At 67.8% G+C, this 15,372-nt stretch carries 11 protein-coding genes; 3 read left to right on the top strand and 8 right to left on the bottom strand.

All coding sequences use genetic code 11. The features are described from left to right. Window positions 1-12 precede the first annotated feature (12 nt). Complete coding sequence (gene rng, locus AC3WQA_RS06735; protein WP_492674299.1) at window positions 13-1,491, bottom strand: ribonuclease G; 1,479 nt, start codon at window positions 1,489-1,491, stop codon at window positions 13-15. A 192-nt stretch (window positions 1,492-1,683) separates the two neighbouring features. Here rng and AC3WQA_RS06740 point away from each other — a divergent pair, with 192 nt between their 5' ends. From AC3WQA_RS06740 to AC3WQA_RS06750, 3 genes are all read left to right on the top strand, one after another. Continuing rightward, entirely contained in the window at window positions 1,684-2,382 is a 699-nt protein-coding gene (locus tag AC3WQA_RS06740; RefSeq protein ID WP_492674300.1) for a Dph6-related ATP pyrophosphatase, read from the top strand. A 427-nt stretch (window positions 2,383-2,809) separates the two neighbouring features. After that, window positions 2,810-5,686 carry a TonB-dependent receptor domain-containing protein gene (locus AC3WQA_RS06745; protein WP_492674301.1) on the top strand — a complete coding sequence of 959 codons (2,877 nt, stop codon included), beginning with the start codon at window positions 2,810-2,812 and terminating at the stop codon, window positions 5,684-5,686. A 104-nt stretch (window positions 5,687-5,790) separates the two neighbouring features. Further along, the gene (locus AC3WQA_RS06750; protein ID WP_492674302.1) at window positions 5,791-7,638 is read left to right on the top strand and encodes a tetratricopeptide repeat-containing sulfotransferase family protein; all 1,848 of its coding nucleotides are present in this window, start codon (window positions 5,791-5,793) and stop codon (window positions 7,636-7,638) included. A 58-nt stretch (window positions 7,639-7,696) separates the two neighbouring features. Here the strand turns inward: AC3WQA_RS06750 and AC3WQA_RS06755 are convergent, their stop codons facing one another. The 7 genes from AC3WQA_RS06755 to mltB form a co-directional block, all read right to left on the bottom strand. Further along, entirely contained in the window at window positions 7,697-9,967 is a 2,271-nt protein-coding gene (locus AC3WQA_RS06755; protein ID WP_492674303.1) for a carboxy terminal-processing peptidase, read from the bottom strand. 22 nt (window positions 9,968-9,989) lie between these two features. Then, on the bottom strand, window positions 9,990-10,982 hold the full coding sequence (lipA, locus tag AC3WQA_RS06760) for a lipoyl synthase (RefSeq protein WP_492674304.1): 993 nt from the start codon (window positions 10,980-10,982) through the stop codon (window positions 9,990-9,992). A 9-nt stretch (window positions 10,983-10,991) separates the two neighbouring features. Then, window positions 10,992-11,690 carry a lipoyl(octanoyl) transferase LipB gene (gene lipB, locus AC3WQA_RS06765; RefSeq protein ID WP_492674305.1) on the bottom strand — a complete coding sequence of 233 codons (699 nt, stop codon included), beginning with the start codon at window positions 11,688-11,690 and terminating at the stop codon, window positions 10,992-10,994. 95 nt (window positions 11,691-11,785) lie between these two features. Continuing rightward, window positions 11,786-12,076: a DUF493 family protein gene (locus AC3WQA_RS06770; protein ID WP_492674306.1), complete on the bottom strand. Its 291-nt coding sequence runs from the start codon at window positions 12,074-12,076 to the stop codon at window positions 11,786-11,788. After that, entirely contained in the window at window positions 12,076-13,317 is a 1,242-nt protein-coding gene (locus AC3WQA_RS06775; protein WP_492674307.1) for a D-alanyl-D-alanine carboxypeptidase family protein, read from the bottom strand. The genes AC3WQA_RS06770 and AC3WQA_RS06775 overlap by 1 nt, the downstream gene beginning before the upstream one ends. A 64-nt stretch (window positions 13,318-13,381) precedes the next feature. After that, complete coding sequence (locus tag AC3WQA_RS06780) at window positions 13,382-14,299, bottom strand: septal ring lytic transglycosylase RlpA family protein (RefSeq protein WP_492674308.1); 918 nt, start codon at window positions 14,297-14,299, stop codon at window positions 13,382-13,384. Next, window positions 14,296-15,270 (bottom strand): lytic murein transglycosylase B, encoded by a 975-nt coding sequence (gene mltB, locus AC3WQA_RS06785; RefSeq protein ID WP_492674309.1) that lies wholly within the window; start codon window positions 15,268-15,270, stop codon window positions 14,296-14,298. Before mltB ends, AC3WQA_RS06780 begins: the two co-directional genes overlap by 4 nt. Window positions 15,271-15,372 lie beyond the last annotated feature (102 nt).

Raw genomic sequence — 15,372 nt, forward strand, 5'->3', positions numbered from 1 at the left:
TGGTGCTCGGATTTACAGCAAGACCACATCAAACTGTTCCTGCGAATAATGCTCTTCGGCCTGGAAGCGTATGCTTTTGGAGATGAACTCCTCCAGTTCGGCCACCGCGCTGGACTCTTCTTCCAGAATGCGGTTCACCACGGCGGGATGCGCCATCACCAGGAGTTTCTCGGCATTGAACTGGCGCACCGCGCGGGTGATCTCGCGGAAGATCTCGTAGGTCACCGTCTCGGCGGTCTTGATCGCGCCGCGCCCGCCGCAGGCCGGGCAGGGCTCGCACAGCTGGCGTGCCAGGCTCTCGGTGGTGCGCTTGCGGGTCATTTCGACCAAGCCCAACGAGGACATCGGATACACCGTGGTCTTGGCGTGGTCGCGCGCCAGCCCCTTGGACAGCATGCGCAGCACCTGCCGCTTGTGCTCCTCGTCCACCATGTCGATGAAGTCGATGATGATGATGCCGCCGAGGTTGCGCAGCCGCAGCTGGCGCGCCGCCGCCTGCGCGGCTTCGAGGTTGGTGCGGTAGACGGTTTCCTCCAGGTTGCGCGTGCCCACATACGCCCCGGTGTTGACGTCGATGGTGGTCATCGCCTCGGTCTGATCCACCACCAGGTAGCCGCCCGACTTCAGCGGCACCTCCTTCTTCAGCGCGTGCTGGATCTCGTCCTCCACGCTGTACAGGTCGAAGATCGGCCGCTCGCCGTCGTAATGCTCGACGCGATCATCCAGGCTGGGCATGAACTTGTGCACGAACTTGACCACCTTGTCGAAGGTTTCGCGCGAATCCACGCGCACCTTCTCGATGCCCTCGTTCAGCATGTCGCGCAGGCTGCGCAGCGGCAGCGAGAGTTCCTCGTAGACGCGCTCGCCCACCTTGGCTTTGGCGACGTTCTCCTGCACCACGCGCCACACCTTGCCCAGATAGGTGACGTCGAAGGCCAGCGCCTCCGCGCTCTGCCCTTCGGCATTGGTGCGCACGATGTAACCCAGCGGCTGCTCGCCGATCAGCGGTACCAGCACCTCGCGCAGGCGCACGCGCGCGGCCTCGTCCTCGATGCGTGCGGAGATCCCCAGCGTGTGCGCGTAGGGCAACAGCACCAGGTAGCGCGAAGGGATCGACAGGTGGGCGGACAGCCGCGCGCCCTTGCTGCCGATCGGATCCTTCACCACCTGCACCACGATCTCCTGGCCCTCGTGCAGCAGCTCGCTGATCGACGGCGTGTGACCGTGCCCGTTGCCGGCCGGCTCGGCGCCTTCGGCCAGCGGCGGGCGCACGATGTCCGCGGCATGCAAAAAAGCGGCGCGGCCCAGACCGATCTCCACGAAAGCGGCCTGCATGCCCGGCATCACCCGCTGCACCCGGCCCTTGTAGATGTTGCCCACGTAGCCGCGCTTCGAGGCGCGCTCCACGTGCACTTCCTGCAACATGCCGTTTTCGACCACGCCCACCCGCGTCTCGCGCGGGGTCACGTTGATCAGGATTTCTTCGCTCACTGCCTGCTCCCGGAAAAACGGCGGCGGGGCATGCGCCTTGCCGCACGTTCTCCACCGCCTGATCGGCAGTCTTTATAGCGGTTGCCTGCCGCCACTGTCGATGCGCAGCGCACGGTGCGCGCCCGCAGGGGGTGAATTGCCCGGCCGCGATGGCGACAATAACCGCTGCCCTGCCTGCGGAAGCCGCGCACGATGAACGCCACGCCCACTCCCATCCTGCTCGCCTGGAGCGGCGGCAAGGACTGCCTGATGGCACTCACGCGCCTGCGCGCCGATCCGGCCTGGCGGGTAGTCGGCCTGCTCAGCACGGTCAACCGCAGCCACCAGCGCGTAGCCATGCACGGCATCCGTCGCGCGGTGTTGCAGGCGCAGGCCGAGGCGCTGGCCTTGCCGCTGGTGGAGGTGATGATGGACTGGCCGGGCAGCAACACGGCCTACGAGGAAGCGCACGCCCAGGCGCTGGCGGAGACACGCCTGCGCTGGCCCGGCATCAGGCACTGCGCCTTCGGCGACCTGTTCCTCGCCGACGTGCGCGCCTATCGCGAACGCCAGCTGGCGCGCGACGGCTGGCAGGCGGTATTCCCGCTTTGGGGCGAGGACACCGCCACCTTGTCGCGCCGCTTCGTGGCCGCAGGACATGCCGCCCGCCTGTGCTGCGTGGACACGCAACAACTCGCCGCCAGCTTCTGCGGCCACACCTTCGACGATGCCCTGCTCGACGCCCTGCCCGCCGGCGTCGACCCCTGCGGCGAGCGCGGCGAGTTCCACACCCTGGCCTGCGGCGGCCCGCTGTTCCGCCGCCCGCTGGCGCTGCGACAGGGTGAAACGGTGCTGCGCGACGGGCGTTTCCAGTTCACCGATTTCTTACTGACGGATGACACCGGGGACTGACGCCGCCGGCCGCCGCCCACTGCCGACAGGCACGTTCCGCCGGAAATTTCGCCCGTTAATTTCTTGTACAAATCCGTGCTAGGCTGCCTGCGGCCCGCCGTCCCCACGCCGCCGCCAGCACGAGCTTGCACCCGCTGACGCGACCCGGGAGCCACGGCGAGCCGCCACGCAGACCCGGACTCCCAGGCCTGCCGTGGATGGTTGCCGTACCGTGACCACCTGGGGCATAACCGCATGGCTCGTGAACTACGCGTTGTCCGATGCACCGGGGCGTCCCGTCCGCCGCGACCGTCCACGTCGTGACCACTCCCACTCCCACTCCACGTCTCCGCCCGGCGCCCGACCGCTGCCCTAAAGAGCAACCGCCACGGCGCCACCGCTTGCCTCGCGGCCAGCGGGCCACTTGCCATCCACTTGGGGAAAACGCATGAAACATGACTTGAATCGCTTGTCGCTGGCCGTACGCCTGGCACTCACCGTGGGCGCCTTCGCGATGGCCGGCGCCATCCAGGCCCAGGATGCGACCGCCAGCCAGACCGGCGACGCCCAGTCCAGCAGCAGCCAGGCGCCCAGCAAGGACAAAGCCAAGAACCTGCAGGCCGTGGTGGTTACCGGCTCGCTGATCCGCCGCGTCGACGTGGAAACCTCCAGCCCGGTGGTCACAGTCGACCGCAGCAGCATCGCCAACGCCGGCAACCCGACCATGGGCAACGTGTTGCAGGCGCTGCCGAACATCGCCGGCAACGCCACCAACACCCAGAACAACAGCAACGGCGGTGGCGTCGCCAGCCCGAGCCTGGAAGGCGGCGACGGCGCCGCGCGTGTCTCGCTGCGCGGCCTGGGCGTCAACCGCACCCTGGTGCTGATCGATGGCCAGCGCATGGCCAATCCCGACATCAACATGATCCCGCAGAGCATGGTCGAGCGGGTCGATGTGCTGGCCGAGGGTGCCTCGACGGTGTACGGCTCCGACGCCATCGGCGGCGTGGTCAACTTCATCCTGCGCAAGGATTACAAGGGCGTCGAAGCCAGCGTCAACGGCGGCATCTCCAGCCATGGCGACGGCCAGCGGCACGGCATCAACCTGATCGGCGGGCTGAACGGCGACAACTACAACATCGTCGGCGGCCTCGACTACAACAAGTACGACGCCGTGCTGGCCACCAAGCGCAAGTTCTCGGCGCACCAGTTGTACCTCTCCAGCGGCGTGCTCAGCGTGGCCGGCTCCAGCACCATTCCGACCGGCAAGATCCAGACGCCGGCATCGATCGCCGCGCACAACGCAGGCACCTGTCCGACCCAGTACGTCACGCTGGCGCAGGGCAACGGTTCCAGCCTGGGCGACTACCGCTGCGACCTCGGCAACCCGGACGCCTACAACTACAACGCCTTCAACTACATCCAGACCGCGCAGCAGCGCACCGACGGCTTCCTGCTCGGCAGCTACAACCTGACCAGCAACCTGACCCTCTTCGCCGACGCGTTCTTCAACCACACCCAGTCCAGCGGCCAGGACGCCCCCGCACCCACCTCGGCCAACGACGATGGCTGGTACGTGTCGGCCAGCAACCCGATCAATCCATTCGGCGTCACCTTCGGCACCGACCCCGCCAACCCGAACGACCCCAATGGCGGCTACGGCTTCAACACCCGCCTGACCGGCGCTGGCACCCGCCTGCACGCCTTCGACACCCAGAACGTGCAGATCAACACCGGCCTGCGCGGTGCGTTCGGCCAGAGCAGCTGGAACTGGGACGCCATCCTCAACTACGGCCACGCCAACCGCAGGCAGCGCGACTACAACGAAATCAACATCGCCGCCTTCCAGAACGCGATCAACAACGGCGCGAACATCTTTGACCAGGCCCATGCCGGCGCGGCGCTGGCCGCCGGCGTGGACGCGCCGGAATACGTCTACACGAACTCCACCAAGCAAGTGCAGGTCGACGCCAACGGCGAGCTGTGGGATCTGCCGGCCGGCGCCATGCAGCTGGCGCTCGGCGCCCTGTACCGCAAGCGGACGATGAACTACACCGTCACCCCCGACGCCGTGCTCAACCTGGCCACCGGCCGTTGCGCGGTGCTGCAGGAAGCCTGCGGCTCGCCCGGCCGCGGCAGCGACAACGTCAAGGAGTTCTTCGCCGAAACGCTGATCCCGCTGCTGGCCGACCAGCCCTGGGCGCACTCGCTGAACCTCGACCTTGGCGTGCGCACGTCCAACTACAGCACCAGTGGCACGACCACCAACGGCAAGGCCGCCATCGAGTGGCGCCCCACCGCCCAGTTGCTGGTGCGCGGCACCGTCTCGCAAGTGTTCCGCGCGCCCAACCTGGACGAGCTCTACGACGGCGTCACCCTGGTCCAGCCCGGCCTGAACGACCCCTGCGTGAACCTGACCGCCGCCCAGCTGGCGCAGCATGCCGCCGCCTGCCAGTCCGTCCCGGTCGGCTGGGCGGGCAATTCGCCCTACCAGGTGAATACCTGGTACTCGGGCGCCAGCACGGTGGGCGAGTCGCTCAAGCCGGAAAAGGGCAAGTCGGTCGACTTCGGCCTGGTCTACGCGCCGGACTGGATGCCGGGCCTGTCCACCAGCGTCGACTTCTGGCACATCTACCTGAACGACCTGCTGACCCCGATCGCCGCCCAGACCATCGTCGACGCCTGCTTCGCCAACAACAGCAGCCCTGCCTGCTTGCTGATCAGCCGCCAGGGCACCAACACCCAGCAGGCCGGCAACATCAAGGTCATCAGCACGCCGGTCGTCAACCTTGGCACGCTCAGCACCAGCGGCATCGACTTCACGCTGGACTACAAGATCCCGCACTTCGACCTCGGCGGCACCAATCCGGGCGACTTCAAGCTGGGCTTCGCCAGCACCTACCTTTCCACCTACAAGAACGACGCCACGCCTGGCCTGCAGGGCGCGCACACGGTCAACTACGCCGGCACCTACACCCAGCAGTTCGGCAACATGGCCCGCTGGCGCGGCACGCTGACGCTCAACTGGATGCGCGGCAACTGGAATGCCCAGTGGCAGGGTCGCTACATCAACCACCTGACCAACATGAACGCGGACGCCAGCATCCCCGGCGTCAACCTGCCGCTGGCTTCGGTCGTGTATCAGTCGCTCAAGGTCGGCTACCAGGTGCCGGCCATCCACACCTCGTTCGACGTCGGCGTGGACAACCTGATGAACAAGACCCCGCCGCTGATCTACCAGAACGGCATGAACTACAACGTGGACACCTCCACCTACGACGCGCTCGGCCGCTACTACTGGGCCCGCGCCACGGTGAAGTTCTGATCGGCACCGGACGCTGAAGCGCGGTAAATCGAAGGGGCAGCGGAGTCTATCCGCTGCCCCTTCTTGCATAATGGCGGCCTGCCGAAAACCGCCCGCAGGATCGCATGACCGCAGCCACCCCCAGCCTCGGCGAAGCCATGCGCCACGCCTATCAAGACGGCGACATGGCGCGCGTCGTCGCCCTGGGCGAAAGCGCCACCACGGCGGACGAATCGGCGCTGCTGTGGCTGGGGCTGGCCCATTACGCCTGCGGCCGCCACGACCAGGCCGCCACCACCTTCCTGGCGCTGACGAACCTGCAGCCCACGGTATCGGCGTACTGGAACAACCTCGGGCTGGCCCGCCGCCAGGCCGGCGACCCGGCCGGCGCGGAGCACGCTTTCCAGACGGCGCTCGCGCTGGCGCCGAACGACGCCGAATTGCACTACAACCTCGGCCTGCTGCATTTGCAACAGCGGCAATGGGTACGCGCCAGGGATGCGCTGATGGATGCGGTCGCACTGGCACCAGCCTTCATCGAAGCCCGCCTGCAAGCCGCCCATGCCTGCTACGTCGGCGGCGACAACGAAGGCCAGCAGGCCATGCTGGAGGGCGCCGCGCACTGGCCGGCGCAAGCGGCCGCCCAGGCCCTGCTGCTCGCGCCGATGCTGTCCGCGCAAGGCGAGCTGGCCATCGCACTGGCCACGCTCGACCGCGCGGTGCTGCCCACTGGCCCAACCGCCGACATCATGCACCTGCGCCTGAGCGCCCAGCGCGCGGCGCTGTACGAGCGCGGCAACCAGCTTGACCGCGCCCGCCAGGCCTTGCTGGCCGTGCCACTGGAAACGCTCGACGCGCAGGGCGACCACGAACTGCGCGCCGAAGGCTGGAGCGCCCACGCCGCGCTGGCCATGCGCGACGGCGACCCTGCCACCGCCGCCGCACTCTATCGCCGCATGCTGACCTTGCCGCTGGACGAGCAGCACCGCAGCCATGCCGCCTTTGGCCTCGCCGCCGCCTGTCATCGCTTGCAACAGCACGGCGCGGCATGGCCGGCCTTGCAGCAAGCCCATGCCGCCCAGCTGGAGATCGCACGCGGCATCGTGCCGGAGTTGATGCAAGCCGGCAGCACGCCCTTGCAGATGGCCAAACACCAAGTGGATCGCGCGACCTATCAACACTGGCAGCCCCTGCCCGCGCCGCCCGCAAGCCACCAACCGGTGTTCGTGGTGGGCTTTCCACGCTCGGGCACGACCTTGCTGGAGCAGATGCTGGACGCGCACCCGGATTTCCGCTCGATGGACGAGCGCGCCTTCATCCACGACCTGATCGAAGCCATGGCGATGACCGGCCAGCACTACCCGGACGACCTGGCCCGTCTTTCCACGCGCGAGGCGGATCAACTGCGCGCGGTCTACTACCGCCGCGTCGCCCAGGTCGTGCCCGATCTCGGCGCCCGCCGCCTGGTGGACAAGAACCCGCTCAACATGCTTTGCCTGCCGATGATCGCGCGGCTGTTTCCACGCTCGCGCATCATCCTGTGCCTGCGCCACCCCTGCGACGTGCTGCTCAGCTGCTACATGCAGTCGTTCCGCTCGCCCGCCTTCATGGTGCTGTGCTCCTCGCTGGAGCGACTGGCGCGTGGCTACGTGCAGGCCTTCGAGCACTGGTTCCAGCACGCGGAGGTCTTCGCGCCGAACCTGCTGACCTGGCGCTACGAGGACGTGGTCGGCGATTTCGCCGGCCAGGTGGATCGCCTCGGCCGCTTCCTCGACGTGGCCGACGCCGCGCCGCTGGCGCGCTACGCCGAGCACGCGCGCGCCAAACCCTTCATCAGCACACCTAGCTACGCCCAGGTCACCACCGGCATCCACGGCGGCTCGATCGGCCGCTGGCAAGCCTATCGCGAGCATTTCGAGCCGGTGCTGCCACTGCTGCGGCCGATGATCGAGCGGCTTGGCTATGCCCTCTGATGCATGACGAAGAAGGGGCGCCGCAGCGCCCCTTCTTCGTTCACCGCCGCTGGCGCGCTCAGTGCGCCTTGGCGGTCGAAGCAGGCGCCTTGCCGGTGGACGCGGCCGGCGCCGGCGCGTCGGGCTTGGCCAGCACGGCGGTGAGGTAATCGCTGCCCGGTGGCAGGATGGCGGTGGCCAGCTTGGGCTGTTGGCGCAGCAGGCCCACTTCGTCGGACACGATGTGCGCCGCCTCGCGCAGTTGGGCATCGGGCGCCTTCTTCGCGTCCTTCTCCTGCTGCAACTCGGTCTTCAGGCTGCGCTCGCCGGGATCGAGGCCGTCGTCCAGCGCGCTGTCCTGATCCTTCAGGTAGGCGTCACCACCGTCGATGGCCTTTTGCCGGTTGCGAAAGCCGGTCTGGATGGCATCGAGTTGCTTGCGTTCGGCTTCGCGCTTGGCGAAGTTCAGCGACACCATGGTCTGGTCGCGCATGGCCTTGTACTGGTTGAGTTCGTCCAGCATCAGCTTCCACGACGGTGACTGCGCCACGCGCGCCGCATGCAGGCGCTGCAATGGCGGCAAGTAGGCCTTCACATTGCCCTCGGTCGCGTAGTGCGCCGGTGCGATGTGCGTCCACGGCAAGGCATTGTCATAGGTGGATTCGCCGAACTCCTTGGCATCGCCATTGCTCGGGAAAGCCATGTCCGGCGTGACGCCCTTGATCTGGGTGGAGCCGCCGTCGATGCGGAAGAACTCCTGCACCGTCATTTTCAGCTCGCCGAACTGCGGCTTGCCATCCGCGGCGGGGCTGTAGTGGTCGAGGTCGATCAGGGTCTGCACGGTGCCCTTGCCGAAGGTGGGCGCGCCGATGACCAGGCCACGGCCGTAATCCTGGATGGCGGCGGAGAAGATCTCCGAGGCCGAAGCCGTGCCGCGGTTGACCAGCACCGCCAGCGGGCCGTTCCACACCGGCTCGGCATTGTCCGCGCCTTGCACGTCGACCTGGCCGTTGGCGCTGCGCACCTGCACCACCGGCCCCTTGGCGGTGAACAGGCCGGTCATGGAATCGGCCTCGGCCAGCGAGCCACCGCCGTTGCTGCGCAGATCCATGATGACGCCCTGCACGCCGGCGGCCTTCAGCTCGCCCAGCAGCTTGGCCACGTCGCGGGTGGCGCTGCGGTAGTCCTTGTCGCCCTCGCTGCGCGCGCCGAAATCGGAGTAGAAGCTGGGCAGCTCGATCACGCCGATCTTGCGCACGACATCGCCGTCCTTGATGTCGATGATCTTCTTCTTGGCGGCGCTTTCCTCGATGTTGATCTTCTTGCGCACCAGGCTGATGACCTCGTGCTTGCCGTCGGGGCCGGCGTCGGCGGGCAGGATTTCCAGCCGCACCGTGGTGTCCTTCTTGCCGCGGATCAGGTTGACCACGTCGTCCAGGCGCCAGCCGATCACATCGGTGAACGGGCCGCCGTCGCCCTGGCCCACGCCGACGATGCGGTCGCCGGGCTTGAGCTTGCCGGACTTCTGCGCCGGGCCGCCGGGCACCAGCGAGAAGATCATGGTGTAGTCGTCGCGCGCCTGCAGCTGGGCGCCGATGCCCTCCAGCGAGAGCTTCATCTGGATCGCGAAGTTCTCCGCCTGGCGCGGGCTGAGGTAGTCGGTATGCGGATCGGTGGTCTCGGCATACGCGGTCATGAAGGTCTGGAACGCGTCCTCGCCGTCCAGCTGTTTCAGGCGCTCGATGTAGTTGCTGTAGCGCCTGGTCAGCGTCTTGCGGATTTCCTCGTCGCTCTTGCCAGCGAGCTTCAGGCGCAGCCAGTCGTTCATGGTGCGCTTGCGCCACAACGCATCCATCGCTGCCTGATCCTTGGGCCAGCTGGCGTGCTTGCGGTCGAAGTCGTAGCTTTCGTCGCCGTTGAAATCGAAGCCGGCGGCGAGCAGGCCGCGCGCGTAGGCCATGCGCCCGACCGCGCGCTGGAGGAAAGCGTTGTAGATGGCGAACGGCGCGGCGAGATCCTGGTTCCAGATCGCGTCGTCGAGCTTGTCCTTGTCCTTGGCGAAGCCGTCGATGTCCTGCTGGGTGAAGAACACCTTGTCGGCGTCCAGCAGCTTCAGGTAGTCGCTGAAGATCTTCGCCGACATCGCATCGTCCAGCGGCTGCGCGTCGTAGTGGAGGCGGGTGAGAAAGCGCGCGGACAGCTGCGCCGCCTGCTCCTGCACGGCGGTGGGTTGCACCGGCCAGGTGGCGGCCTTGCGCTGCGCGCCGGCACCGAGGTCGGCCGCCGATTGCGCACAGGCGCCGGTGACGGTGAAAGCCAGCAACAGGGCCAGTGCGGGGCGGAAGCTCATGAGGTCGTGGCTCTTCGTGGGGTCAGGCGACACCGGCGGCGTGCGCCTGCCGGTCGGCATGGTAGGAGGAACGCACCAGCGGGCCGGAGGCGACATGATGGAAGCCCATCGCCTCGCCCTGCACGCGCAGCTCGTCGAATTCGTCGGGCGTCCAGTAACGGGTCACCGGGTGGTGATGCGCGGTGGGTTGCAGGTACTGGCCGATGGTGATCATTTCCACGTCATGCGCGCGCAGGTCGTGCATGGTTTCCAGCACCTGCTCGTGCGTCTCGCCCAGGCCCAGCATGATGCCGCTCTTGGTCGGCACGTCGGGGTGCTGCGCCTTGAAGCGCTTGAGCAGATCCAGCGACCACTGGTAGTCGGCGCCGGGGCGCACCTCGCGGTACAGGTGCGGCACGGTTTCCAGGTTGTGGTTGAACACGTCCGGCGGGAAGTCCTTGAGCACCTCCAGCGCGCGCTCCATGCGGCCCTTGCCACGGAAATCCGGCGTGAGGATCTCGATGCGGATGTCCGGACAGGCGTGACGCACCGCACGGATGCAGGCGGCAAAGTGCTCGGCGCCGCCGTCGCGCAGGTCGTCGCGATCCACCGAGGTAATGACCACGTAGCGCAGGCGCATGTCGCGGATCGTCTCGGCCAGCCGCGCCGGCTCCAGCGGATCGGGCGCCACCGGACGGCCATGCGCCACGTCGCAGAACGAGCAGCGCCGGGTGCACACCTCGCCCAGGACCATGAAGGTGGCGGTGCCCTTGCTGAAGCACTCGTGGATGTTCGGGCAGCTGGCCTCCTCGCACACCGTCACCAACGCGTTCTCGCGCAGGCGCGCCTTGAGCTGCTGCACGGCGTTGCCCTGCGGCAGGCGCACGCGAATCCAGCTCGGCTTGCGCAGGGTCGGCACGCTGGTGTCGAAGCCGGCACGGTTCAACGCGATCTTGTCGCTGCCTACCTGCTTGTCGAGCGCGGCGGCGCCGCTGACGACGCTGATCGGGATGGACTTGGGGATGACGTCGCTCATGGATGGGCTTCAGACCGCCGCGCGCGCGGGGAGTTCGGGGATCACGGGAGCAGCCGGCTCGGCGCGGAACCCGAATTGGCGGCAAAACTCCTCCACCAGCACGTCTTCCACCGTCGCCAGCCGCGACGGGCCACCCAAGTCTAACACTTGCGTTACCGCCAAACCCTTGTAACCGCAGGGGTTGATGCGGTGGAAAGGCTCAAGGTTCATGTTGACGTTGAAGGCCAGCCCATGGAAGCTGCAGCCGCGCCGCACGCGCAGGCCCAACGCCGCCACCTTGGCCTCGGCCACGTACACCCCGGGCGCACCCTCGCGGCGCACGGCCTCGATGTCCCAGTGCGCCAGCGTGTCGATGATGGCCTGCTCGATCTTGTTGACCAGCTCGCGCACGCCGACCTTGGCGCGGCGCAGATCGATCAGCGGATAACCCACGATCTGGCCGGGGCCGTGGTAGGTCACCTGGCCGCCGCGATCCACCGGGATCACCGGAATGTCGCCCGGCGCCAGTACGTGTTCCATCTTGCCGGCCTGGCCCAGGGTGAACACCGGCTCGTGCTCCAGCAGCCAGAACTCGTCGACGGTGTCGGCGGTGCGGTTGTCGGTAAACGCGCTCATCGCGTGCCAGGTGGCCGCGTAGGGCTGGCGGCCGAGGCGACGGACGGCCAAGGGCAGGGATGCGGAATTCGGGATGGGGGATTCGATGGTCACGGCAAGACTGGAATGATGGAGGGTTCCGGCAGGGTGGTCGGAATACGGAAACGCGCCTTCGCCATGCCCTGTTCCCGACGCCCGATCCCTTGCACTCACAACGTATACCGAATCGCCTCGTCCGCCCGCAGCACCGCGTGCGCGCTGTCGTATTGCTCGCGGTTGTCGCAACGGAAGCTGACGGTCACCGAGACGTAGTTGCCGCCGCCGGAGTGTCGGAATTTCACGGTTTCGTGCAGCACGTCCAGCCCGGCGCCGGCGAGCAGTTGTGGCACGCGGGTGGGCAGGCCGGCGTCGGCCTTGCCCACGGCGGTGATCTCGAATTCGCCGGGGAAGACGAAACCCTTGCCTTCCCGCTTCGCCTGGCTGAAGTCGATCTCGTGCATTACTTGGCGGCCTGATCGCGGTGGAACCACAACAGGATGGAATCCCACAGGCGCGAGAAGAAACCGCCTTGCGGGGCATCGGCGAGCGCGATCAGCGGCACGTTCTGCACTGGCGCGCCATCCAGCGTGATGCGCAGCGTACCGACCTGCTGGCCCTTCTTGAACGGGGCGATCAAGGTGCTGGGGATGTCCATGGCAGCCTTGAGCTTGTCGTACTGGCCGGTCTTGACCGTGACCAGCACGGGCTCGGCCACGCCCAGCGGCAGGGTGCTGGACGCACCCTTCCACAGGCGCGGCGTGGCCAGCGCCTTGCCGGCTTCGTAGAGCTTGTGGGTTTCGTAGAAGCGGAAGCCGTAGTTGAGCAGCGCCATCGCCGCGTCGGCGCGTCCCTTGTTGGTGGAGGAGCCCATCACCACCGCGATCATGCGTGCGTCGCCGCGTTTGGCCGAGGCATCGAGGCAGAAACCGGCGGCGGCGGTGTGGCCGGTCTTGATGCCGTCCACGGCGGGATCGCGCCACAGCAGCTCGTTGCGGTTCTGCTGCTTGATGCCGTTCCAGGTGTATTCCTTGATCGCGGAGATCGCGTAGTCGGTGGGGAAGTCGTGGATCAGTGCGCGCGAGAGGGTGGCGATGTCGTGCGCGGTGGAATAGTGGTCGTCGACCGGGTAGCCCGACGCATTGGCGTAGTGCGTGTTGGCCATGCCGAGCTGCTTGGCATAGGCGTTCATCAGGTTGGCGAAGGCGTCCTCGGAGCCGGCGGCGTGTTCGGCCAGCGCGATGGCGGCGTCGTTGCCCGACTGCACGATCATGCCCTTGAGCAGGTCTTCCAGCGGCACCTGGCTATGGATTTTCAGGAAACTGGTGGAGCCGTCGGTGCCGCCGCCGCCGGCACGCCAGGCGTGCTCGCTGACGGTGACCATGTCGCTGGGATGGACGCGGCCGTTGGCGATCTCGGCGGAGACCACGTAGTCGGTCATCACCTTGGTGAGCGAGGCCGGCGCGCGGTGCTCGTCGGGATTCTTGGAAGCGAGGATCTGGCCGGTGGCGTAGTCCATCAGCACCCAGCTCTGTGCGTCCACGTCCGGCGGCGGCGGCACCGGCATCGCGGGCACCGCCGGGCGCGGCACGGCTCCGGGATGTGGCGGGGTCGTCGGGTGCGGCGGCACGGTCTGGGCGATGGCGGCGCCAGCCGTGAAGGCGGCGATGGCGAACGGCGTGAGGAGGCGGCGGAACAAGCTCATCGTGGTTTTCGATCCGGAAGAAATTTCGACGGCACAAACGCGTGCCGTCCTGGAAAAGGGCCGCTCAGTCTACCGCGACCTGCGGGTGCGGCAGGCCCATATCCTCGATGCGGGCGGTGGCCGCATCGGCGCGATCCACGCCGTCGAACGGCCCCACCCGCACGCGGCGCATGCTGCGCCCGTCGATCTGCACCGACTCCACCTGCACCGGCGCGAAGTTGGCCTGACGCAGCTGCGCGGCCACCCGCTCGGCGTTGGCCGGGTCGGAGAACGCGCCCACCTGCAGGTAGATGCCCGGCGGCCTGGCGCTAGCTGCGACCGCGGGCGGCGGCGGAGGTTCCGCCTTGCCCGCGGACGGGTCGATGCCCTGCACCTCCACCAGGCCACTGCCCCTGGGCCAGATGCCGATGCGCACGGCGGCGGCGTAGGAGAGGTCGACGATGCGGTTCTCGTGGAACGGCCCGCGATCGTTCACGCGCACGATCACACTCTTGCCGTTGGCGAGGTTGGTCACGCGCGCATAGCTCGGCAGGGGCAGCACCTTGCTGGCGGCGGTGAACTGGTACATGTCGTACTGTTCGAGGTTCGAGGTCTTGTAACCATGGAACTTGTCGCCGTAGTAGGAGGCGATGCCGCGCTCGTCGTAGCCACGCGCGCTGGGCAGCACGCGGTAGGTCTGGCCCAGCACGCTGTAGGGTGACTTGTTGCCGTAGGCGGAGCGCGGCGCGGCCTTGGGCACCGGTTCGGGCATGGTGTAGATGAAGGCTGGCGGCGGGCCGGCCGGCGTGCTGTCGCTCTTGTCGCCGTAGCGGCGATCCTGCGGCAGGCTGGTGTCGTCGCCATGGCCAAACCAACCGTGGTGCGACGACCGCGACGCATTCGCCGCGGCGCCGCCCGCGCCCGGGCGCGTGGTGTGGCGACCGCCGCAGGCCGCGAGCGCCGACAACGCCAGCAGCAACGGGCACCAGCGCCAGCGGTTCACGGCGCGGCGTCCGCGCGGCGCACGTCGTCCACGATGGACTGCGCCAGCTGCTGCACCGCCATCGCGTACAGCGGGCTCTTGTTGTAGCGGGTGATGACGCGGAAGTTGTTGAAGGTGAACCAGTGCTCCGGCCCGGTCGCGCCGTCCAAGGCGAGCACGCCGGCCGACTCGCCGGGGTTCAGGGATTCCAGCGGCGCGTAGCCCCAGGCCTCCAGTTGCTCGACCGGCCACGTGGCCTGTGCCGGCCAGTCGCCCAGCGGCTTGGCCGCTCCGTCCATCTGTGCGCGCGCCGCCACCGGGCCGCCGTAGACCCAGCCGTGCTTGGCGAAGTAATTGGCCACGCTGGCGAGGATGTCGGGCAGCGAGTCCTTGAGGTCGATGCGGCCGTCGTCGTCCTCGTCCACCGCGTAGTCGCGGATGCTGTCGGGCATGAACTGGCACCAGCCCTGCGCGCCGGCGTAGGAGCCGGTGAGCGTGTCCAGCGGGCCGCCGAGCTGGGTCGGCGGCAGTTCCAGCAGGGTCTTCAACTGCTGGCGGAAATACTTCGCGCGCGGCGGGTAATACAGGCCCAGCGTCACCAGCGCGTCGAGCACCTTGTACCTGCCGGTATTGCGACCGTAGGCCGTCTCCACGCCGAGGATCGCCACCAGGTACTGCGGCGCCACGCCGTACTGCCGGCCGATGTGTTCCAGCAGCACGCGGTGCGCGCGGTAGAACGCCACGCCGTCGGCGATGCGCTGCGGGGTGAGGAAGATCGGCCGGTAGCTGCTCCATGGCTTGCTCTCGGCCGGACGGCCGATGGCGGCGAGGATGGACGGCTGCACCTGCGCGCGCCGGAGCAAGGCATTCAGCTCGCGCGGGCTCCTGCCGGTGTCATGCGCCACCTCGGCGACCAGCGCGGCCTGGCCGGGATGCGTCTCGGCGCGCAACGCCGCGCCCGGCAGCGCGAGGACCAGCAGCAGAACGGACATCCATACACGGCGCCGGTGGCGCGATGCGAGGTTCAAGGGCATGGCGTGATCGGCTCGAAACACAGGCTCCGAAGCGTAACATGCACCCGGGCGCATCACCCT

Source organism: Rhodanobacter sp. FW106-PBR-R2A-2-24 (assembly GCF_058789615.1).